Origin of the sequence: Xanthomonas sp. GW (assembly GCF_014236815.1) — a bacterium.
Lineage (GTDB): Bacteria > Pseudomonadota > Gammaproteobacteria > Xanthomonadales > Xanthomonadaceae > Xanthomonas_A.
Genome location: NZ_CP051189.1, coordinates 4,519,545 through 4,540,056, shown reverse-complemented (window position 1 = coordinate 4,540,056; position 20,512 = coordinate 4,519,545). Strand labels below are relative to the sequence as shown.

The following is a 20,512-nucleotide window of genomic DNA, read 5'->3' as shown; positions in this document are numbered from 1 at the left end:
ATAACAGCCCGTGACGACGCATCAAAGGAGTTGCTGATGATTGGCTCGGGGAACTATGGGCTTCGGCTGCTGGGCGTCCTGTTTTTCGCGGCGACCGTGCTGACCGCTGCATGCTCTAGCGCCGCATCCGCTGCCAAAGTCCCCCCGTTTGCTGGAAAGTGGGGGTATGCCAAAAAGTGTGATTTAGGGCATTACCTGGGTCTGGATCTCCAGCAAAGCGGCGATCGCGTGAGCGGTGATTGGAGCGAGGGGACCAACGCACGTGGAAGCGACGGAAGGCTGGAAGGGCGGGTGCGCGGGAACAAGCTCTACGTCCGCTACTGCAGCGACGATGGAGAGGTTGGCTATGCGGTCTGCCCTGAATATTCGGGAGCGGAGGACTATTTCCTGATTGAACAGGAAACGCTGGTTCGCTATCAAAAATACGGTTCTAGCTATCGGCGTGGCGTTGCCCTTCATCCTGACCGTCCCGGAAAGGAAGTGCCTTTTGACAAAGACTGCATGGACATGGAGGACAGCCCGTGAGCAAGCTGACGGATCAGCAGTCGCGTGCAACGCTCGCGTCCTGCGCTAGTCCACGCACTACAAGATCGGCTACGACTCCTATCCCGGCAAGCAACCCCACATCGGTGACCCCGCGCCCCGGCCTGCGCCTGAGCGGCCTGTGGCTGGAGCAACTGGGCTTTGCCATCGGCCGTAAGGTTCAGATCACCTGCCGAGACGGCAGATTGGTGATGGAGCTTGCAAATCTGGATCGCGATTGACGTGGACGAGCGGCAGGTGGGTGAGCTACTTTTCGCACAGCGGACCTCAAGCATATCGGCGCGTGGCCAGTGTCCCGTTAACGCAAGGAGAGCATGCATGAAAACCAAGTTCTTTCAGTGTCTCTTCTTGACCCTGGCCCTGACGACAGGGTGTGCTTCCGTGTCGGCTGGCGGTAAAGACGCCGCGTCAACGGGTGTCTCTATATGTGAACAATCACGTGGCTGGGCGAGCAGTACATCGTCGCCAGCAAGCCAGGTTGCTCCCCGGGTGGTCGAGGACAGCAGCGGGCGTTCCTACCATTTCGATCTTGACGGGCGTGGCGGTGGAATCCGATCCTTGGACGCCACATGTGGCTGGGGTAGCTACGCCGAGTGCGAGATCAAGGTGCTTCAAGCCGACGGGGCGACCTATCAGTTCTCGGAACTCTCAACTTTCGGGCTGTGGGAGTCGCGGGGCAGCCTCTATCTGCTTTACCGCATTGTCGCTCCCAAGGACGATACAGCTGCTCACAAGCGGCGGCTGGTGAAGGTGAGTAATCCTCCGACGGAAGTCTGTAATGAGATAGGGGACTACTCGAAGATCATGTAGTTGCTCGTATTTGATATGGAGATCACGTATGCCTATCGCCTATCGCGAACTCAACCAGGATCAGTACAACACGCTGACCGGTGACCTGATAAAACTGACTGAAAGCTTGCATGCCCGGTCGCAAAATGTGGGAGATGGCCGCGCCACCATCGGATATGGGTATACCTTCAATCGTTCCAACAACACTGAGCTCTGGCGCAATTCGGGAATCGCACTCACCGATGCACAGTGGCGCCAGCTCGGCGCAATCGATGCGGCTGCTCCGGATGACCGTACAGGGTTGGGCTTGCAATTCGACAGGACGCTCAATGCCGCCGAGGGCGACAGGCTGCTCTCGGCTTCCATGCCGGAGTACGAGCGGCCGATCGCTGGCCTGAACATGCCGATGTCGCAGGAGCGCGCGGCCTTGGTGTCGCTGGTCTACAACCGCGGTGCCGGATCCTACAACGCCAACATGCAGCCATTTCGGGATGCGGTTGCCGCTGGGGATCGTGCCGAGGCCTGGTTCGAAATGCGCTACAACGCGTGGGGCAGCAATGCGACCGCCGAGGCCGGCCTGCGCAAGCGCCGGGTGATGGAGTCGGAGTTGTTCGGTCTCTACAACGATCCGAACAACGTGACGGCCGAGGAGGCGTTGTCGACGTACCGCACCTACCAACAACATCGGGATCGGATCAATCGAGACGAGACACGCTGGGGTGTTGACGTGGACGGAAATCCTGGCCAACGCAACCTGATCGCAGAAGCGAACCGCGACTACGCCGCCTTGCTGGCTGGCCGAGGTGAGGTGCAGACGCTGGCGCAATCCTTGGAGCCTGCCCGCGTCCGATTGCTGTCCGACCTGCGCGAGCAACATCCGGAGATCGCCGATCGCCTGACCGATAGCGCATTCAATGCGGGTTCAATTTATGTCGATCCTGGTCGGGACTCGGCGCGTGTGGTGGTGGACGCCAATCATGCCGCGACATTGGATGCAACGCGGACTCGTAATGGAAACGAGGTTGCGAATAACGATCTGCTGCTAGGGCAGGGCGGGGATGACACGCTGATCGGAGGACGAGGGGATGATGTTCTGATCGGTGGAGAAGGTCGCGACGTACTACGTGGCGGTGCCGGTAGCGACACCTATGTCGTTGGTGATGGTGATGTGGTCCAAGATGCCGATCGCAATGGGCAAATCTTCTGGAGCGGCCAGCGGCTCACGGGTGGCACGCGACAAGCAGAAGATCCAGAAGGTATGTTTCGAAGTGCGGATGGCCAGCACACCTACCGTTTGCAAGGTGCGGACCTGTTGATTGGCAACGAGCAGGGTCAAACCTTGACAGTCAAGGACTATCAAGCTGGTAGTCTCGGCATCGAATTAGGTGAGGCGCGTGTGCGAAATGATACCGGCGCGACGGAACTCAACTTGAACCAGCAGCAGGGTCAGCCTGATCGCGTGGGACCCGACAACCCCGCGCATCCCAATCACGCCATGCTGTTGCAGATAAGGGATGGCGTTCAACGGCTTGGCAGCCAAACAGGGGTGCCATTCGATGAGAATAGCGAACGTCTGTGCAGGAGCCTTTTGGCGGCATGCAAGGACAACCGGGATCAGTATCCTGATGTCGGTGGCTATTCGATGTCGGGCAATGCCCTGACGCGCGTGGATCATGTGGTTGCTGGACCTGAGCGGATCTTTGCCGTGCAGGGGGCACTCAATGATCCTGCACAGCTTCGTGCGCATGTTCCGGTACAGGAGGCTATGCAAACGCCTGTCGAGCAGTCCGATGCCAAGCTTGCAGTGGCAAATCAGTCGATCTCCCAGGAATTGGCATTGACTCAGCAGCGAGAGCAGTCACGAAGCCAAGGTCAATCCATCGGATAGTTGCTGCCACTCTGCGGCTTCTTTTTGCCTATTTTTTTGCCAAGGCTTTACGGCACAAGCCGATGTTGGTTCTCGCCGCGCGGACGATTGCCAAGTGACGGTCCGCCAGCATTGGCGGCCAGTTGTCCGTCACCGCATCGTCGTCCAGATCGGCATCGCCTGCGTACTGGTCGAGTGTGCCGAGGCATTGTGCGTACAGCCCGTTCTTGTACTGGGCAATGGCCAGGTCGTTGCGGATGGCTCCCTCTTCTTCCCATTCCAGCGTCGGCAAGCACCTCGCCAGCACTGGAGACAAGGTGCTCAGCGCCGCTTTGTAGTTCTTGCCGTCATAGAGGCGCTGGAATGCAGACCGCGTGCGATCGAGGTCGTCCCGGCCGCACCCTTCGGCCACCCGCAGGTAGGGCGCTTCGAAGCCCGCGTTGTAGCCGCAGAAGGCCTTGCACTCAGTAGGTGTGGCCGCCGTCACCTCGATGCCTTGCGCATTGGCCGTGAACTTCACGCTGCAGGAAGGAACGCCAGCGTCGCCCTTTGCGATGCCGTGGTCGCCTTGGATCGCTCCATCCAGCAGGCACATGTCTCCCCCGGAGGTGCTTTCCAGGGAAAACATCAACGTCCCGTTCTGCTTGTCGAGCAGCAGCCGCCCCCATCCTTTTTCGGTCAGGTATTCGCCGGGCTTCAACGTTTCCCCCGATGTTGCGGGCGACGCGGGTTGCGCGTTGCTTTGTCTTGCCTTGGAGGCTGCCGCAAGCGGCTGCGCCGAGCAAGCCGCGCTACATAGCGCCGCGATCGCCGCGCAGGCGAGCCATTTTAGCTTCAGGGAATGATGCGTCTTCGCCATGCTTGGTCTCTCACTCCGCTTTCAGATAACCGACAAACCCACCACGCGGCGCCAATTCCAACGCGATAGTGTCATGCGCGTACCGGCGCCGCGCAGCCAATTCCGCTTGTTCGCTATCACATCGTCTTCGGTTAGATCGTTGGGGGGCGAACGTGCATCTTATTCAGGCTGGTGGCGCAATGCGTGCCAGGCTTGTCATGCGCGCGAGGTTCGTGCAGCGTGCGCTTTGATGGAAGCGATGGCATGCGACTGATGCAGAACGACCAGGAACAGCGTCCCCCGGCCACGCGGCTCTACGCGCTGCTGGCGCGCGACGCGCGCAGCGGCGTGATTTTCCGCCGCGGGCCCAGCAAGCAGGTGCAGCTGATCCGCTGGGACCTGCGCGACGACAGCTTCGAACACGGGCAATGGTTCAAGGGCCGCATCTACGAGCGGCGCTGCGATCTGTCGCCGTCGGGCCGGCTGCTCGTGTATTTCGCTTCAAAGCAACACGGTGATTTCGTCACGTGGACGGCGCTGTCGCGTCCGCCGTTCTTCACCGCGCTGGCGCTGTGGCCGAAGGGCGACTGCTGGGGCGGCGGCGGCATGTTCGAGGGCGAGCGGACGCTGCTGTTGAACCATCGCCCGCAGCAAGGCCGCGATCCCTTTCCGCTGCCGACCGGCTTCCAGTTGCCGCATGACATGCAGGTCCGGCCTTTCGGCCATGGCTCGGGCGGCGGCGAAGACCAGCCGATCGATGGCGTGCTGCGGCAGCGCGACGGCTGGCAGGCGATCGATGCAGGTGAGGGCGAAACCGGCGGCATGAGTTCCACCACGCTCTATCGCTTCAACTGGCCGCGTGTATGGGAGAAGGCCGGCGCCAGCGGACGCCGGCTGCAATCGCTGCTGCACGCGATCGGCCGCGAAAACGAAGCGTGGTATAGCCTGGACCATCGTGTGCTGGACCGCGACGGCGCCGTGCTGCTGGACCTGCCCGGCACCGACTGGGCCGATTGGGATGGCGGCGATCTGGTGTTCGCCCGCAACGGTTGCCTGTACCGCCTCGTCAAAAGCGATTTCCGGCGCTATGCGCAGGAAGGCGAAGCGGCTTTCCGTTTGTTGCACGATTTCACCAGCGCACGGTTCGCGCCGCTTGCGCCTGCGGTGGATGCGCTCAAGTACTGAGTGATGTACGCGCAGGCATGCGATCGATCCTGACGATCGACGTGCAGCGCATCACGAAGAGCGGCGGTGTCGGGAGCGCGATGTCGCCGCTCGCCGCCGTCCGTCCGGAGGTGGCGATACGCCGACGTGCAATCCGCCGAGTGCGCATTGCGTGAAGCGGCGAACTGAAGAATTCAGGAAAATTGCATGAGCCTTCTTCACCTGCGTGGCGCGATGCTGATGCTCCCATCCAAGAGGGAATCGCACATGAAACATTCACTGTTGGTCCTGTCCATCGCGGCTGCACTGGCCATCGCGGGCTGCAAGCCGAACAAGGACAACGACGCGCCGGCACCCACGGCCGACACGCCGGCCGCGAGCACCGAGCCGACGCCGGTGGGCGGCGCCGCCACCCCCACCACGCCGCCGGTCGGCGAGGCGAGTCCGGCGCCGGAAGGCGCGGCGCGCGCGAGTTCCGGCGACGACATCGCCTTGGGTTTGCTGGGGACGGTCGACAAGAACGAAATCGCCGCGGCGAAGCAGGCGCAGGAAAAGAAGGTGACCGGCGCGGTGCTCGAGTACGCGAAGATGATGGAGAAAGAGCACTCCGAGAACCTGGAGAAGACCAAGGCGCTCGGCACGCTGGCCGAGACGCCCGACGTCAAGCAACTCGAGAACAAGGGCGAGCAGGAGCTGACGACGTTGGGCCAGAAATCCGGCAAGGACTACGCCGCGGCCTACATCGACGCGATGATCGCCGGGCACAAGGAGGCTTTGCAGTTGATCGACACACAGATGATGGCGGCGGCCTCGACGGAACCAGTCAAGGCGCACCTGACCGAGACCAAGACCCACGTCGAGCAGCATCTGGCGAAAGCGGAAGCGATCAAGAAAGCGATGTGAGCGCGAGGCGTGGCAGGTCGTCGATCTGCCACGCCTTGCTCATCGGGTCGGCGCAGCAGTTGCCGTCGCGGGCGGCATCGCGGCTGGCGCCGGCTCCGTGGCGCCGTAGACCCATTCGGCGAAGACGGCCGACAGGTTCTGGCCGCTGGCGCGCTCCATCGCGGCCTGGAAATCGCGGCTGGTGACGGTCTTTCCGGCATGGCCGCGGGTGAATCCACGGATGCCGTTCCAGAAGGCCTGCTCGCCCAGGCGCTCGCGCAAATGTGCGAGGAACAGCGCACCCTTGCTGTACTGGACCGCGCGGCGCATGCCGAGGGAGGGATAGCTGCCCGACCAGGCCAGCGGCTTGTCGAATCCCGCGACGCGGGCGCGCTCGAGCCGACGCTGCGCCTGTTCCAGCTCCTGCCGGTAGGCGTCCGCGCCGACCGCCTGTTCCTTCCAGGCTGCGGTCATGAAGGTGGTGATCCCTTCGTTCAACCAGAAGTCTTGCCACGACGCGCAGGTCACCAGATTTCCCCACCACTGGTGGGCCATCTCGTGGGCCACGATCCACGCCTCTGACGGTGCCTGATTGTCCTCTTCCAGTGCCTCCTGGCCGATCAGGGAGAACGTCGCGGCTTCCTGTGCTTCCTGTCCCGGCACCCGCAATTGGGTGTAGCGCCGGTCGGGCAGCGCGATGCCGGCCTTGTCGGCCAGGAAGCGCGCGATGCCCGGCGCCTGTGCGAATGCTGCCGTTAGGTCGTTCCCTTGCCCGGTGGCGTCCATGTATACCAGCTCGCCGACGTCGGTCTTGACCGTGGCCTTGGCGAAGGTTCCCGCGGCGAAGCCGAACAGGTAGGCCGAGTAGGGCCGGGTGGAGCGCCAGCGATGCAGGACCAGGCCGTCGCGGCGTGCACGCAGCGGCAACGCCTTGCCGACGCCCAGCGAGGCCGCGCCTGCTGGCAGCAGCAGGTCGAGCGCGAACTCGGCCTTGTCGCCGGGGGCGTCCTGCAGGCAGACCATCCAGTCGCAGGCGAAATAGCTGCTGTAGACGCCGTCGCCGGCGCGGATCAGGCCGCGCGCCGGCACGCCTTCCAGCGCGAAGCGGAGCGTGGCGGTCGCACCCTTCTGCAGCGGCACGGGCAGGTCGAAGACAATGCCGTCGGCGCGCCTGACCACCGTCACCGCGCGCCCGTCCAGCGTCGCTGCGTGCAGCCGCAACGCGTTGGGAGAGAACACCAGCTGCGACACCCGCTGCGTGCCGCGCAGGGTGATGCTCTGTGTCCCGGCGACGGCGGTGGTCACCAGATCGGGATGCAGGGTCACCGCGTAGCGTTCGACCTCGAATCCCGTCCCCGGCGCCGGCGCCACTGGCGGTACCGCCGCGCCCGCGGCAGCCGATGCGGCGGCCAGGGCAACCAATGCCGCGCGTGCGTACCGGTTCGCCCGCCGGCGTGGCGGTCGTGTCATCGGGGTTCCTTGGTGCTCAGCAGATATTTCAGCCCATGGGTGAGCCCGCGCGGCGCCACGCTCAGGTGGTCTTCGTCGTTGAGCACGTCCAACTGCAGCTGCAACGACGGATAGCCCCGCGCTCGCAGCGTTCGCGTCATCTCCTGCGCATCCGACACCATGTCGTAGTTCTGTCCATAACGCCGCTGTTCGTATTCGCCGACGTACATGTAGACCTGCGCCGGCAAGTCCTTGTGCGTGGTGGCGAAAGCTTTTTCCTGGGCCTGCATGGCGTGCTCGCCGTACCAGTAGGACGGGCTGCCCAGGATGTAGCCGGAGAACATGTCCGGCGCGGTCAGCAGGATCTGCGCGCCGAGCAGGCCGCCGTAGGAGTGGCCGAGGAACAGGCGCCGGTGTTCGTCGGTGCGATAGCGCTGCGCCACGAACGGCAACGCCTGGTCGCGCAGATAGGCGATGTAGGCGTCCGCCTTGCCATGCGTCGCGTTCGGCGCTGCGTCCGCTCCGCCTTCCGGCGTGGGGGTGTAGTCGCGTCGCCGGCTCGGCATGGGCTCGTCGCCGATCGCGTAGGAAAGGCCGACCAGAATGAAATCGTCGATGGCCGGCCCTTCGCCGTTCAAGCGCCGTGCGATCTGCCGGACCAGAGGAAAGGAATAGTCGGCGTCGGTGACGTAGAGCACCGGATAGCGGCGGCCGGGGTCGTCGGCATAGGAACGCGGCAGCGCGACGAATACTTGATAGTCGCGGCCTGAAACCGGGTCGGGCACGTTCCAGACCTGGCTGTCCGCGATTTCGTAAGGCTTTCCTTCGCCGCGTTGCGCGCCCGCGAAGGACGCCGTCGCGCGCGCAACTGGCGCTTGTTTCGCCGCCTGTTGCGCGGACGTCGGCGCCGGTGCCTGCGATGTATCGGCACACGCCACCAGAAGCACTGCAAGCAATCCCACCGACAACGATTTGCTCAATTTCGATCTCCTGGCCGCATTGGCTCGATTGGTCCAACGCATGGACAGGGCCGGATCATGCCATGCCGCAACGCTGCCCCGCTGTTTTCGATCGAAGAGCTCGGCAAGCCGACGACGGCGCGGAAGCTGCGCCAGCGATCGGCGCGGTACGCGCGCCATGGGCATGGAAGCGACCGCAGCCGCTAGACTTGCGTTCTCCGGAATCTGGTGAGGCCGATGAACCGCTACCGCTTCGTGTTGCTGGCCTTGCTGGCCGTGTTCGGTGTCGCGCAGGCGCAAGACGATCGCCGTATCGCAGTGACCATCGACGATCTGCCGTGGCAGCGCATGGGCAAGACGCCGGCCGCGCAGGTGCCGGCGTTCCACGCGCAGCTGATGGCGTCGTTGCGGCAGGCGAACGTGCCGATCGTCGGCTTCGTCAACGAGGACAAACTCGAACAGGACGGCCAGCCGCAACCGCAGCGGGTAGCGATGCTGCGCGATTGGCTGGATGCGGGCTACGAACTGGGCAATCACACCTACGGCCACGTGAATCTGCACGAGGTGGGGTTGCCGGCCTACGAGGACGCGATCGTGCGCGGCGAACGCACGCTGCGGCCGCTGCTGGCCGAGTACGGGCAGCCGCTGCGCTGGTTCCGCCATCCCTATCTGGCGACCGGCCGCAGCGATGCCGATCGCGAGGCGGTGGTCGCCTTCGTCGCCGCGCGTGGCTACCGCATCGCGCCTGTCACCGTGGACAACGGCGATTGGGTGTGGGCCTTCGCCTATGCGCGGGTGCTGGAGACCGAGCCGGACGGTGCGGCGCGCGAGGCCACGCTGCTGCGGCTGCGCAAGGGCTATGTGCCGTACATGCTCAACAAGCTGGATTATTTCGAGGCGCAATCGCAGCGCTTGTTCGGCCGCCGCATCGCGCAGGTATGGCTGATGCATGCCAACGAGTTGAACGCCGTCGCGTTCCCGGCACTGATCGCCGCCACGCGCCGCCGCGGTTATGCGTTCGTCACCCTGGACGCGGCGCTGCGCGACCCGGCCTACCGGCACGCGGAGGGCTATACCGGCGGCGGTGGCATCAGCTGGTTGCACCGTTGGGCCATGGCCGAGCACAAGCCCAAGGACTTCTACGCCGGCGAGCCGGCGGTGCCGGGTTGGGTGTTCGCGCTGGCCGGGATCGATTCGGAATAGAGGCGGTCGGGTCGGGTCGGCCTGGGGGCGCGCTCGCGGCGTTCACTTTTCCGCGAGCCGTTGTGCTTCACGCTGCCCGCTTCGCGCTTCCCGTCAGTACCCATGCCTACCTCCAAGACACCGCCCTGGAAGAAACCCAAGCCACGCGGCCAGCGTTCGCAACCGCTGTCGCCTGCGCAAAAGGCCGCGGCGCGGCAGCGCGCGGAGGAGAACGGCCGTCCGTATCCGAACCTGATCGACAACATGTGGGCGGTGCGTCTGCCGCGCGGCGAGGCTGCGGCGGACGAGACCGTGGCGGACGACGACGCGGAGAAATAGGCGCCGCCTGCGCATACGGTTGCAGCGGATGAAGCGAGTCGCGGTGTGGAATTTGGCAGCGGTGCCGTTCGCTCTTGGGGCATCGCGCGCGACAGACATTTTCGGTAGCGCGCGTCGCGACTGAAGTCGCTCCTACAACTACGGTGCTGGCTGTAGCTGCGTCGGCGTGTGCGCTTCAGCGCGTCGGCGCATCCAGCGTGCGCAACACCGACTTGTCGATGCTGGCGGCCACGCCGATGCTGCGCCCGGCGAGATTGGCCACCCGGTACTGCACTGCCACGCCCAGCACTTGCGTGGCCTGCGCCAGCGACAGGCCGTAGTCCTGCTGCAGCCACTGCAGCATGCCGGAGGTGGCCACGCGCAGCGCGTCGTCGCTGGAGCCGGCCTGGCCCAGGGTCATGATCTGCTCGGGCGATTCGACCCGCGGCATCGCGATCGCGCGGTGTTTGATCAATTCGACCCGCAGTTCCACGTCCAGCGACGTCTCCAGCGCCCACTGCGTGGTCTCGCCATCGCCCTGCAGCGCATGGCCGTCGCCGAGATAGAGCAACGCGCCCGGCTGTTGCACCGGCAGGTACACGGTATTGCCCTGGACCACCGCGTTGAAGTCCATGTTGCCGCCGCTCGCGCCGGTATCGCCGGTGGACAGGGCGGCGCTGCCGAAGCCGGGCGCCAGCGCCAGGCCGCCGAGCATCGGTCGCAGCGGGATCGCGAAGTGCTTCATCGGTCCTTCGCCGTCGATGGGATGCGCGAGTGCCGCATCGCGGTCCAGGCGCCAGCGCACGTGCTTGCCGAGTGCGGCGGCCTGCGCGGCCACGCGCGGGGTCTGCAGGCGCCCGACCAGGCCGTCGAGGCTGTCGGCGGAGTCGCGGTTGAGCCGCAGCGAGACCACGTGGATGGCGAGCGTATCGCCCGCTTCGGCGCCGACGACGAAGAACGGCCCGACCTGCGGATTGCCGAACAGCGCGCGGGTGACGTCGCCCGCATCCACGCCGCCAGAATCCAGCGTCTTTGTGCAGAGCGTATCGCCCGGCCAGAGCATCAGCACGGGGGGACGATCCGCACTGAAGGTATTGGCGTAGTCGCTGGGCACGAAGTCGTGGGTGCGCGGCGCGGCGGTGTCGCGGGTCGGCACGCGCCATGCGTCGAAGGCATGGTCGGCGCGCACCTTGGCGGCATTGGGATCCGGCTGGTCGCTGCGGCCGCGCATGCGTTCGCCCTCGACGCGGCCGTCGAAGCGGTAGACGCTGCCGTCGGTGGAGGTGGCCACGAAGGCGAGCGCATCGCCATGGCGCGTGCCGCGAACCGGATCGTTGTCGAGCCGGCCCTGCAGTTGCGGGCCGGTCGCATCCAGCTCGAGCGTCTGATAGCTGCGGTTGCCCCACAGATTCGTGGCCACGATCCATTGCTCGCCGCCCCATGCCGGCGCCGATGCGAGCAATGCCAGCGCCGGTATCCATCGCATCCTTCGCCGCTGCATCGTCGTTTACCTTGCGTAGCTGTATTTGACTACAAGTGTAGTCATCGGCGATTGCGGCGGAAATGCCGGAAGTCATGCCGGAATCGGCGTGGATGTCGTCGATTGCGCCCTGGTGCGAGCGTGCCGGCCTCGTGGCTTTGATGAATGTCGCCGCACCAGGCTAAGCAGCCGCCCTTGGCGGCGGCGCGTCCGTGCCCATGCTGTGCCTGCCGGCATCGAGCCGGTCACCTCCTCCAGGTATTGGTATGACTCCGCAAGAACAACAGCTCCTCGAAGATTTCCTGGCCCGCGTGCGCAGCGCCGGCGGCGTGGCGATGGATCCGCAGGCGGATGCGCTGATCCGCGAGCGCCTGGCCGGCCAGCCGGATGCGGCCTATCTGCTGGTGCAGCGGGCCTTGCTGCTCGAACACGCACTGGACAGTGCCAAGGCGCAGATCGCGCAGCTGCAGCAGGCCGCGCCGCCGCCGCCGCCGGCCGCCAGTTTTCTGGGCCAGGGATTCAACGCGGCACCGCCGCCGTTGCCGCCGGCACCCGCGCCGCAGGCCGCGCCGGGTTGGCGCGAGCGCTTGTTCGGCGGTGGCGCCAGCGTGCCGGACCAGGCGCAGGCCGCGCCAGTCGCGCGCGGTTCGAGTTTTCTCGGCACCGCGGCCACCACGGCCGCAGGCGTGGCCGGCGGCATGTTCCTGTTCGAAGGCGTAGAGAGCCTGCTCGGTGGCGGCCACCACGGCGGCTTCCTGGGCGGCGGGTCGTCGCAGCCCACCGTGGTCGAGAACGTCACCAACAACTACTACGACGATGCGCCGCGGCAGGATGCCGGCCAGGACTTTTCGGACGACACCAGCCTGGATGGCGACGACAACTGGACCTAGGGATCTGGGCGTTCCGCTCGGCAGGCATCTTGATGGGGCCACCGAGCGGACCTTGTAGCGTAATTACGCCTGCGATGTCTGTCAGCCCGTGACACTTTCCCTGCTCTTCATCAGGCTGTCGCCGTATGGCCACGTTCCGCTGTCCAGCGTGGATGCTGCCTTGGCGGATGCCGGGCCGGACTTGCCGCGGGTCCCAGTCTTATGCCGGCGACAAGGCATGAATCCAATCTTTATCTATTCACTTTTTCTTTTTTAGCCGGGAAATTTTTTAAGGAAGTAGTTGATAAATATAGTAATAGGCAGCTAGATTTGTTGGATTATCTATTCATGAATCTATTCAATCGAGCCTCATGGACGCTCCCCGCTCCGCGAGTTGACCGCTGATGCGGGGCAGCGGGGCGTCGGCGCCAACGCAGCTGCCTGTGCATGTCGCCAGGCCGATAAGAAACGAGCGCGTATCCATCCGTCTGCATGCAGAAATCGTGTGCACGCGAAATGCGACGCGTGAGGTTGCGGCACGATCGCCACACAACGCGCGGCATGCGTGGCCGGACGAATCTGCGGCCCATCGGGCCGCAGATCCTCCTTGCATCGTGCGCTGTGGCGAACGGACGATCGGTCCGGGCGCCGTGACACCAACAATCAGTTGCTGATGAACGTCGCCACGCTCTGCGGATCGACGTAGAACGCGGTCTGGCCGTTGCTGACCTGGTACGCGCCGCCGTAGCCGACGTTGACGCTGGCCGAGGTGCTGTACTTGGTGAAGCTGGCGGCGCTGCCGCTGGGCAGGGTGACCTTCAGTTCGCGGTACTGGGTGCCGGTGTTGACCGCGACCAGCACGATCTTGTTGTCGGCGCGCTTGTAGGCGGTGACGGCGACATCGCTGTAGGGCGCGGCGGTGGCGCCGATCCGCTTGGCGCCGGGACGCACGAAGCGGGCGTATTGCGCCATCGCGTAGCCGCGCTTGCTGACCGCGCCGCCTTCGGTGATCAGGCCGTAGCTGCGGCGGATGTACCACCAGATGTAGGCGCTGTAGTTGGCCGCCATGCTCTTGTGCAGCTCGCTGGCCACGCCGAGCGCGGATGGCCAGGCGTTAGCGTCGGTATTGTCGGTGTAGTGCTCGGTCATCCACAGCTGCTTGCCCTTGTTGCGCGCCAGCGGATAGTCCTTCGGCTGCACCCCGTACAGATGGCCGCCGATGATGTCCACGTGCTGGCTGGCGCTGCTGTTGAGCAAGCCATCGGTCAGGTTGGGATTGAAGTTCAACGACTCGGCCGCGAGCACTTTCAGGTTGCCGAAGCTGGCGCCCTGGGCGCTGAGGAAATTGGTGAAATCGCTGCCGTTCCATTCCGCCGACTCGTAGTCCGGGTGCCAGTCCGGCTCGTTCTGCACGGACAGCGCATACAGCGGCGCGCCCTTGCTCGACATGTAGCTGGAGAAGTCCAGCAGGTGCTTGGCGTAGGCGCCGTAGTACTGCGGCAGCAGCTTGCCGCCGTTGTTGAGGCTGTTGTTCGACTTCATGTACGCAGGCGGCGACCACGGCGTGGCCAGCAACACCGCGCCATGCGAGCGCGCGCGCACCGCGGCCGGGACCTGCTGGCTCCAGCCCGAACTGGAGGGGTCGATGCGCATGCGCATGATCGACAGGCCGATCTGGCCGTTGTCGCTGCCGAAGGCCAGATCGACCTGGGCCGGGGTGAGGTCGGCGATCCAGCCGGCGCCGCTCATGCCGCCGAATCCCTGGATGGTCTGGTAGGTCTGGCTCGGGGTGACGGTGACGTTCTGTGCCAGGACGGGCGCGGCCGAAAGGACCGCTGTGGTCATCGCCAGCAGGGTGGCGAGGATCCGTGGTGTTCTCATGTGTGTCTCCGGGGGAATGCAACAGGGGTGTGTGACAGGGCGTGACCCTACGCCGTCGACATGACATAGACAATCGGTGCATGCGCCAACTGCGGCAACTGAGATACAACGCGCAGGGAGGCAGGGATTGCATTCGCGAAGGCGCAAGACAGTCGCGCGCTTGTCTCAGGACACGTGCATGCCGATCGGAGATGCCGCGACTGCTGCACAGGCTGAGCATGGTGCGTGCCTATCTGCGAGGCATCATGTGTGCGTGTGCATGCCGGAGCTTTGCAAGACGCCTGATGCTGCGCCGCGCAATCCTGTGCCGCGCAAAACCGCGGTACTGCCGATTTTGTGCACAGTTGCGCATCCAGGTTCGGCAAGTTGCGCAAGTGCGCGCGTAGTGCATGCGTGCACAATGGCTGTTGGCGGCCGCTCGTTTCACCGGCCGTCCTTCCCTCTATCGACGAGTCTGTCTATGCCATCGCCTTCCTGGTTTCTGCAGCGCGCGATCGCGCTGTCGTTCGGCACGCTGTTCGCTCTTGCGGCGGCGATTCCCGCTGCGCATGCGCAGGCCACGCGCTACGCCGATGCCGCGCCGTTGCTGCTGGGCGTGGCCTGGTATCCGGAACAATGGCCGGAGGCGCAGTGGGAGCACGACCTGGCGTTGATGGAGGCGGCGCACGTGCGCGTGGTGCGGATCGGCGAGTTCGCATGGAGTCGCATGGAGCCGCGCGAGGGCCAATACGATTTCGCCTGGATGGATCGCGCCATCGCCGCGGCCGCGCGGCACCACATCGTGGTGGTGCTCGGTACGCCGACCGCGGCGCCGCCGGCGTGGTTGACCCAGGCCTATCCGGACACACTGCGCGTCGGCCAGGACGGCGTGCGCGACGAGCACGGCAACCGCCAGCAATTCTCCTTCGCCAGTGCGCGCTATCGCCGTTTCGCCCATGCCATCGCCGAGCAGATGGCACAGCGCTACGGCCGCAATCCGCATGTGGTCGGCTGGCAGCTGGACAACGAATACGCGCAGGCCTCGTTCGATCCGGAGGCCAAGGCGCAGTTCCATGCCTGGCTGCAGCGCAAGTACGGCAGCATCGAGGAACTGAACCGGCGCTGGGCCGCCGCGTACTGGAGCCAGACCTACAACGACTTCGTGCAGATCCCGGTGCACGAGGACGGGCAGAATCCGGCGCTGCTGCTGGAGTGGAAGCGCTTCGTCAGCGACACCTGGACGGACTACTCGCGCAACCAGATCGACGCCATCCGCCCACATGCCGATCCGCGCCAGTTCATCACCACCAACACCATGGGCTGGTTCGCCGGCTTCGACGCGTACAAGGTGCACGATGTGCTCGACATCGCCGCGTGGGACGACTACGTCGCCGGCGAGCGCTACGACTGGGTGGACAACGCGGCGCGCCACGATCTCACCCGCGGCTACAAGCAGCGCAACTACTGGGTGATGGAAACGCAGCCGGGCTTCGTCAACTGGCGCGCGACCAACGTGGCGTTGCGCAAGGGCCAGGTGCGGGCGATGGCCTGGCAGGCGGTGGCGCATGGCGCCGATGCGGTCGCATATTGGCAGTGGCGCGCGGCGCCGAACGGGCAGGAGGAATACCACGGTACCCTGGTTGGCGCCGATGGCGAGCCGGTGCCGGTGTATGCGGAGATCCAGCAGGTCGGCGCGGAGTTCGCCAAGGCCGGCGCGGCGCTGGCGGGCACCACGCCGCACGCGGACGTGGCGCTGATCAACGACTTCGACAGCCGCTGGGCGCTGGGTTTCCAGAAGCATTCGGCCGACTTCGATCCGGTCGTGCAGATGAAGTCGTTCTACCGGCCGCTGCGGCAGCAGGCGCAGGTGGTCGATGTGGTCTCGGCGCTGGCGCCGCTGGACGGCTACAAGCTGGTAGTCGCGCCGTCGCTCAACGTGCTCAGCGAGGCGCAGGCGCAGCGGCTGAAGGCCTATGTCGAACGCGGCGGGCATCTGGTGCTGGGCCCGCGCAGCGCGATGAAGAACGCCGACAACGGCCTGCAGCCGCAGCGCCAGCCCGGTCCGCTCGGCGAGCTGCTCGGTGGCCGCGTGCAGCAGTTCTATGCGCTGGACAAGCCGATCCCGGTCGCCGGTGCGGCGGGCGAGGGCAGTGCGAAGATCTGGGCCGAGCAGCTGCAGGCGCGTACGGCGCAGACCGAGGTGCCGTTGCGCTACGGCCAGGCCAACGGCTGGCTGGACGGCGAGCCGGCGGTGCTGACCCGGCGGGTCGGCAAGGGCCGTATCAGCTATGTCGGCGCCTGGCTCGACGACGCCACCCTGGATCGCCTCACCAGCGACTGGCTGCGCGATGCGCAGGTGCGCGCGCCGCTGGCGGACGTGCCCGAGGACGTGGAGGTCGGCGTGCGCAGCGACGGCCGCCGCCACGTGCTGGTGCTGATCAACCATGGCAGCGATGCGCAGCAGGTGCGTCTGCCGGCGCCGATGCGCTCGCTGCTGGGCGCGGGTGCGGCCAGCGACGTGGTGCAGCTGGCGCCGGAGGGCGTGGCGGTGCTGGACGATCGCCGATGAGCGCGGTTGCGATGCACGGCTGACGCCGTGCGGCCGATCCGTGCGCGTAGCGCGGATCGGCGCAAGGAACGGCCCTGGTGGTGCGCGCGCATTGCACGCAGCGCGCGTCGCCGCGACACTTGGCGCGGTGGTGCCGGCCTACCGCCGGCCGGGAGGGAACCCGTGCGCGCGATCGATGCCGAGCACTATCTGATGGATGTCACGCTGAAGGAGGACCGCGTGCCCTCGATGCAGGCCTGGCCGTATTCGCTGCCGGCGGTGCGCAACCTGGGCGTGCTGCGCTTCCATCCGAAGGTGACCTTCATCGTCGGCGAGAACGGCAGTGGCAAGTCGACCCTGCTGGAAGCGATCGCGGTGGCCTGGGGTTTCAATGCCGAGGGCGGGACCAGGAATTTCAACTTCAGCACGCTGGCGTCGCATTCCAACCTGCACGACGCCTTGCGCCTGGGCCGCAGCGGCCGCCGTGCGCGCGATGGGTTTTTCCTGCGCGCGGAGAGTTTCTACAATGTGGCCAGTGAGATCGAGCGCCTGGATGGGGCGCCATCGTTCGGTGCTCCCGTCATCGACAGCTACGGCGGCGTATCGCTGCACGCGCAGTCGCACGGCGAGTCGTTCTTCGCGCTGATGCTGCACCGCTTCGGCGGCAACGGGTTCTATGTGCTGGACGAGCCGGAGGCGGCCTTGTCGCCGTCGCGGCAGATGGCGATGCTGACGCGGCTGCATCAGCTGGTGCAACAGCGCTCGCAATTCGTGATCGCCACGCATTCGCCGATCCTGATGGCGTACCCGCACGCGGACATCCTGCAGATCGGCGAGGATGGCTTGCAGCGCGTGGCATACCGCGACACCGAGCACTACCGGCTGACGCGCGCGTTCCTGGAGCAACCGCAGCGCATGCTGGACACGCTGCTCGACGACGAGTGAAGCCGTATTCGCCGCGGCCAAGCGCCGAGGGCCGGCGCCGGGCCTGTAGAATGATGGCGCCAGCGGGCGTCGCCGCCGCCATCGCGTCGCGGCGTCTTCCTTCCCACTGGAGTTGCCTGTGCCTTCCCATCCGATTTCGCCTGTCGGCCGGCTGTTCGCCGCCGCCGCCTTCTTCGAGGGCCTGACCTGGGCCGGCCTGCTGCTCGGCATGCTGCTCAAGTACGGCACCCAGACCACCGAACTGGGCGTGTGGCTGTTCGGCCGCCTGCACGGGGTGGCGTTCCTGGTCTACCTGGTCGCGAGCGTGATCGCTGCGGTGCGCCTGCGCTGGCCGTGGTGGGCGTGGCTGCTGAGTCTGCTGGCGGCATTGCCGCCGCTGGTCACGGTGCCGCTGGAAATGTGGTTCCGCCGCATCGGTTTGCTCGGCTTGCCGCGGCAGGGCGTGGTGCGATAGCGGCAATAGTGCCGATCACGCGCCGCTCGGCTCTTCTGCTCGGCGCAAACAAAAAAAGCGGCCCGGAGGCCGCTTTTTTCTTGTCCATTGGCGCCGCAGGCTCAGCCGCTGGTCACCAGATGGATGCGGTGCTTCTTGGCGTAGGCATTCTGCGCGGCGTCCAGCGCCGTCGCTTCCTTGTCGAGGGCGTCCGATTCGGTGTTCAGCCGTTCCAGCAGCGGCTGCACCTGCGCTTCGGTGTAACCGTCGGGCAGCGCGGTTATTTCCTGCAGCGTCGCCAGCACCGTGTCGGTCTTCTTGTAGTAGGCCTTCAGCTTGGCGTCCATGTCCTGCGCGTCTTCGGGAATGCCGAAGCCTTCGTAGCCCGTGTTGGAACTTGCGACCTGCTTGCGCGGATTGTTCAGCGCGTTGCGGTGCGGCTGCATCGACTTCAGTTCGCTCGCATCGGCCAGCAGCTGCTCGCCGCGCTCGCCGCCGATCCACGGCTCGGTCACCGAGGTGACGCCGTTCCAGGCCGAGACGTTGTAGGTCAGGTAGTCCTCCGGCGACATGTTCTTTTTGCCGGTGGTGGGATCGCAGGCGGACAGCGCAGCTACGCACAGGGCCAGCAGGACGAGGGTGAGGAGATTTTTCAAGAGGAGTTTCCTTGGTGGGAACGCGCTACCCGCTGGGCGACCGGCATGGGAGCGCAAGGCAAGGAAATCGACGCGTGCGGCATGCCGGGGCGAGGCCGGCGCGATCATCCTTGATGGGTGCAATGGCGGCAGTCCGGGCCGGTAACGCGTTCTGCGCAAGCGATGCGCGGCAAGTATAGCGGCATCGCTGCGCCGGCGCAGTTTGCGCGCGCCAGCCGCTGCGGCGGCTCTAGAATGCAGGCCATCAACGCAGGCAGTGGAAAAGATGGGAAAGCGTCGACGACGGCAACATGGGAGCGCAGCTGCGCACAGATCCGGCCGCCGTCTGCCCGCCTGGTTGCGTTGGCCGGTGTCGCTGTTGGTCGTCGCGCTGGCGGCGGCGAGCGCCTTGTTGAAGCTCTACCTGCTGGTGAAGGCGTTGCTGAGCGGCGTGTACACGAGCGGATCGCGCTTCGGCTCGCCCCAGGTGTATCTGCTGGACGTCGATCCCGGGCGCTATTGGTTCTGGATGGCATGGGACGGGGTTTTCACCGTCTTGTTGCTGTTGCTGGCCGTGGCCATCGCGTGGGTGTTCCTGGTGCTGGACAAGCCGAAATAGCGCGCCGGCGGCGGGACATGCCGCTGCGGTCACTTGCCCATGCAGCGGCGCCAGCGTTCGGCGACGCGCTGCGCGAACCAGGCGGTGGTGAGGGTGCGGGTGATCTTCGGGCTTTCCAGGGTGATGCCGGGCAGGATCGCGCGCGGCAGCGGCTTGCCGGCGTTGCGTTCGGCCAGCGCGAACACCTTGCGGTAGAGTGCGGTGTCGCCGAAATCGGCGGCGTTGCCGCGCTGCAGGGCGCGGCGGATGTCCTTGTCGTCCAGCGCCAGGCGCGAGCCCAGGCTGCGTGCCGCACGTTCGGTGGCGCCGGGCTGGTCGAGGTCGCTGCCGGGAATCAGCAGATCGCCGTCCAGGGCCAGGGTGCTTCCGCTGGCCTTCGCCAATGCCGCCTGGAACGCCGCATTGCGGCTGGCGTACCAGCCGGCGTTGAAGTCGGCGAAGCGATACAGCAGCGCGTCGTAGTCGCTCGGGTAGCCGAGCAGATGACGGGTGCCGAACCACACGCCGCCGCGGCGGCCGAACACCTCGTGGCGTACCGTGTCCTGCAGTGGGTACGGATAGCCATCGGTATGCGCCTCGGCGAAGGCGATGCTCACCTGCATCGGCCCGCCGGTATGCACCGGGTTGAGGTCGCCGAACAGGCGCTGGCCCAGCGGCACGCTGCTGGCGAAGTCTTCGAAGATGGCGCTCAGTTCCTGTTCGGTGCGCGCGGCGGCGATGCGTTCGCCGTAGCTGCGGCCATTCGGTGAATTCACCGCCAGCGCGGCGTCGAGCATGAACTTAGGAACATGCAATGCCGACGCGCGGCGGCCGAGTTCGGCGCGCGAGATCTTGCCCAGGCCGGGCACCGGCGGGTTGGCCTGGTAGGTGGATTCCTGTTCGATCACCGCCAGCACCGCGCAGATGTTGTCGGCGCTGGTGGCCAGTTCCTGCGAGGACAGCGCCACGTACACGTCGTTGGCCCAGCCGCTGCGGTCGGGGATCGCGGCCGGGATGCGCCGTGCGATGTCGGCCTTGATCTCGGTCGGCGTGCGCTCGGGCGCGCGCGGTGTCTGTGTGGCGCAGGCGCCGAGCAGCAGGGTGGCGCACAGGGCGAGCAGGCGGGCGGATGTGGATGCGATCACGTGCAGCT

General features: G+C 65.8%; 20 protein-coding genes. 13 read left to right on the top strand and 7 right to left on the bottom strand.

The features are described from left to right. The first annotated feature begins 36 nt into the window (after positions 1-36). The 4 genes from HEP73_RS19575 (at position 37) to HEP73_RS22730 (ending at position 3,220) form a co-directional block, all read left to right on the top strand. Entirely contained in the window at positions 37-525 is a 489-nt protein-coding gene (locus HEP73_RS19575; protein ID WP_255423568.1) for a hypothetical protein, read from the top strand. Positions 526-629: 104 nt separating this feature from the next. Beyond that, positions 630-764, top strand: a complete 135-nt coding sequence (locus HEP73_RS22690; RefSeq protein ID WP_458309631.1) for a SymE family type I addiction module toxin — start codon at positions 630-632, stop codon at positions 762-764. 97 nt (positions 765-861) lie between these two features. Further along, positions 862-1,353, top strand: a complete 492-nt coding sequence (locus HEP73_RS22685; RefSeq protein ID WP_255423567.1) for a hypothetical protein — start codon at positions 862-864, stop codon at positions 1,351-1,353. 28 nt (positions 1,354-1,381) lie between these two features. Then, positions 1,382-3,220 carry an XVIPCD domain-containing protein gene (locus HEP73_RS22730; protein WP_185821211.1) on the top strand — a complete coding sequence of 613 codons (1,839 nt, stop codon included), beginning with the start codon at positions 1,382-1,384 and terminating at the stop codon, positions 3,218-3,220. A 28-nt stretch (positions 3,221-3,248) separates the two neighbouring features. Here HEP73_RS22730 and HEP73_RS19555 read toward each other — a convergent pair whose 3' ends face one another. After that, positions 3,249-4,058 carry a hypothetical protein gene (locus tag HEP73_RS19555; RefSeq protein WP_255423566.1) on the bottom strand — a complete coding sequence of 270 codons (810 nt, stop codon included), beginning with the start codon at positions 4,056-4,058 and terminating at the stop codon, positions 3,249-3,251. Between the two features lie 243 nt (positions 4,059-4,301). Here HEP73_RS19555 and HEP73_RS19550 point away from each other — a divergent pair, with 243 nt between their 5' ends. After that, positions 4,302-5,222: a hypothetical protein gene (locus HEP73_RS19550; protein ID WP_255423565.1), complete on the top strand. Its 921-nt coding sequence runs from the start codon at positions 4,302-4,304 to the stop codon at positions 5,220-5,222. A gap of 186 nt (positions 5,223-5,408) precedes the next feature. Further along, positions 5,409-6,104 carry a DUF4142 domain-containing protein gene (locus HEP73_RS19545; protein WP_255423564.1) on the top strand — a complete coding sequence of 232 codons (696 nt, stop codon included), beginning with the start codon at positions 5,409-5,411 and terminating at the stop codon, positions 6,102-6,104. A gap of 39 nt (positions 6,105-6,143) precedes the next feature. Here HEP73_RS19545 and HEP73_RS19540 read toward each other — a convergent pair whose 3' ends face one another. Together HEP73_RS19540 and HEP73_RS19535 are read right to left on the bottom strand one after the other, a co-directional pair. Further along, positions 6,144-7,553 carry a M1 family aminopeptidase gene (locus HEP73_RS19540; RefSeq protein ID WP_185821210.1) on the bottom strand — a complete coding sequence of 470 codons (1,410 nt, stop codon included), beginning with the start codon at positions 7,551-7,553 and terminating at the stop codon, positions 6,144-6,146. Further along, positions 7,550-8,554, bottom strand: a complete 1,005-nt coding sequence (locus HEP73_RS19535; RefSeq protein ID WP_185823502.1) for an alpha/beta hydrolase — start codon at positions 8,552-8,554, stop codon at positions 7,550-7,552. Before HEP73_RS19535 ends, HEP73_RS19540 begins: the two co-directional genes overlap by 4 nt. Before the next feature lie 174 nt (positions 8,555-8,728). Between HEP73_RS19535 and HEP73_RS19530 the strand changes: the two genes are divergently transcribed. Further along, positions 8,729-9,694, top strand: coding sequence for a polysaccharide deacetylase family protein (locus HEP73_RS19530; protein WP_185821209.1), 966 nt, complete (start codon positions 8,729-8,731; stop codon positions 9,692-9,694). A 102-nt stretch (positions 9,695-9,796) separates the two neighbouring features. Then, positions 9,797-10,012 (top strand): hypothetical protein, encoded by a 216-nt coding sequence (locus HEP73_RS19525; RefSeq protein WP_185821208.1) that lies wholly within the window; start codon positions 9,797-9,799, stop codon positions 10,010-10,012. Positions 10,013-10,187: 175 nt separating this feature from the next. On the opposite strand, the gene HEP73_RS19520 is transcribed toward HEP73_RS19525, so the two are convergent. Further along, positions 10,188-11,411: an acetamidase/formamidase family protein gene (locus HEP73_RS19520; RefSeq protein WP_221899360.1), complete on the bottom strand. Its 1,224-nt coding sequence runs from the start codon at positions 11,409-11,411 to the stop codon at positions 10,188-10,190. Positions 11,412-11,737: 326 nt separating this feature from the next. On the opposite strand from HEP73_RS19520, the gene HEP73_RS19515 reads away from it, so the two are divergent. Beyond that, positions 11,738-12,361 (top strand): DUF2076 domain-containing protein, encoded by a 624-nt coding sequence (locus tag HEP73_RS19515; protein ID WP_185821206.1) that lies wholly within the window; start codon positions 11,738-11,740, stop codon positions 12,359-12,361. A gap of 642 nt (positions 12,362-13,003) precedes the next feature. On the opposite strand, the gene HEP73_RS19510 is transcribed toward HEP73_RS19515, so the two are convergent. Continuing rightward, positions 13,004-14,221: a glycoside hydrolase family 30 protein gene (locus tag HEP73_RS19510; protein ID WP_185814153.1), complete on the bottom strand. Its 1,218-nt coding sequence runs from the start codon at positions 14,219-14,221 to the stop codon at positions 13,004-13,006. 460 nt (positions 14,222-14,681) lie between these two features. Here HEP73_RS19510 and HEP73_RS19505 point away from each other — a divergent pair, with 460 nt between their 5' ends. The 3 genes from HEP73_RS19505 (at position 14,682) to HEP73_RS19495 (ending at position 18,147) form a co-directional block, all read left to right on the top strand. After that, on the top strand, positions 14,682-16,769 hold the full coding sequence (locus HEP73_RS19505; RefSeq protein WP_185821205.1) for a beta-galactosidase: 2,088 nt from the start codon (positions 14,682-14,684) through the stop codon (positions 16,767-16,769). A 162-nt stretch (positions 16,770-16,931) separates the two neighbouring features. After that, the gene (locus tag HEP73_RS19500) at positions 16,932-17,693 is read left to right on the top strand and encodes an AAA family ATPase (RefSeq protein WP_221899359.1); all 762 of its coding nucleotides are present in this window, start codon (positions 16,932-16,934) and stop codon (positions 17,691-17,693) included. A gap of 133 nt (positions 17,694-17,826) precedes the next feature. Further along, the gene (locus HEP73_RS19495) at positions 17,827-18,147 is read left to right on the top strand and encodes a DUF3817 domain-containing protein (RefSeq protein WP_185816706.1); all 321 of its coding nucleotides are present in this window, start codon (positions 17,827-17,829) and stop codon (positions 18,145-18,147) included. 101 nt (positions 18,148-18,248) lie between these two features. On the opposite strand, the gene HEP73_RS19490 is transcribed toward HEP73_RS19495, so the two are convergent. After that, the gene (locus HEP73_RS19490; protein ID WP_185821204.1) at positions 18,249-18,782 is read right to left on the bottom strand and encodes a hypothetical protein; all 534 of its coding nucleotides are present in this window, start codon (positions 18,780-18,782) and stop codon (positions 18,249-18,251) included. Between the two features lie 349 nt (positions 18,783-19,131). Here HEP73_RS19490 and HEP73_RS19485 point away from each other — a divergent pair, with 349 nt between their 5' ends. After that, the gene (locus tag HEP73_RS19485; protein WP_255423563.1) at positions 19,132-19,380 is read left to right on the top strand and encodes a hypothetical protein; all 249 of its coding nucleotides are present in this window, start codon (positions 19,132-19,134) and stop codon (positions 19,378-19,380) included. A 29-nt stretch (positions 19,381-19,409) separates the two neighbouring features. Here the strand turns inward: HEP73_RS19485 and HEP73_RS19480 are convergent, their stop codons facing one another. Next, positions 19,410-20,501 carry a DUF1615 domain-containing protein gene (locus HEP73_RS19480; RefSeq protein WP_185823499.1) on the bottom strand — a complete coding sequence of 364 codons (1,092 nt, stop codon included), beginning with the start codon at positions 20,499-20,501 and terminating at the stop codon, positions 19,410-19,412. Positions 20,502-20,512: the final 11 nt, after the last annotated feature.

Excerpts from the sequence above, each read along its gene's own strand:
- HEP73_RS19535 (WP_185823502.1), bottom strand. The coding sequence starts at position 8,554 with ATGCGTTGGACCAATCGAGCCAATGCGGCCAGGAGATCGAAATTGAGC.
- HEP73_RS19510 (WP_185814153.1), bottom strand. The coding sequence starts at position 14,221 with ATGAGAACACCACGGATCCTCGCCACCCTGCTGGCGATGACCACAGCG.
- HEP73_RS19530 (WP_185821209.1), top strand. The coding sequence starts at position 8,729 with ATGAACCGCTACCGCTTCGTGTTGCTGGCCTTGCTGGCCGTGTTCGGT.
- HEP73_RS19505 (WP_185821205.1), top strand. The coding sequence starts at position 14,682 with ATGCCATCGCCTTCCTGGTTTCTGCAGCGCGCGATCGCGCTGTCGTTC.
- HEP73_RS19540 (WP_185821210.1), bottom strand. The coding sequence starts at position 7,553 with ATGACACGACCGCCACGCCGGCGGGCGAACCGGTACGCACGCGCGGCA.
- HEP73_RS19525 (WP_185821208.1), top strand. The coding sequence starts at position 9,797 with ATGCCTACCTCCAAGACACCGCCCTGGAAGAAACCCAAGCCACGCGGC.
- HEP73_RS19555 (WP_255423566.1), bottom strand. The coding sequence starts at position 4,058 with ATGGCGAAGACGCATCATTCCCTGAAGCTAAAATGGCTCGCCTGCGCG.
- HEP73_RS22685 (WP_255423567.1), top strand. The coding sequence starts at position 862 with ATGAAAACCAAGTTCTTTCAGTGTCTCTTCTTGACCCTGGCCCTGACG.
- HEP73_RS19575 (WP_255423568.1), top strand. The coding sequence starts at position 37 with ATGATTGGCTCGGGGAACTATGGGCTTCGGCTGCTGGGCGTCCTGTTT.
- HEP73_RS19550 (WP_255423565.1), top strand. The coding sequence starts at position 4,302 with ATGCGACTGATGCAGAACGACCAGGAACAGCGTCCCCCGGCCACGCGG.
- HEP73_RS19545 (WP_255423564.1), top strand. The coding sequence starts at position 5,409 with ATGAGCCTTCTTCACCTGCGTGGCGCGATGCTGATGCTCCCATCCAAG.
- HEP73_RS19515 (WP_185821206.1), top strand. The coding sequence starts at position 11,738 with ATGACTCCGCAAGAACAACAGCTCCTCGAAGATTTCCTGGCCCGCGTG.
- HEP73_RS22730 (WP_185821211.1), top strand. The coding sequence starts at position 1,382 with ATGCCTATCGCCTATCGCGAACTCAACCAGGATCAGTACAACACGCTG.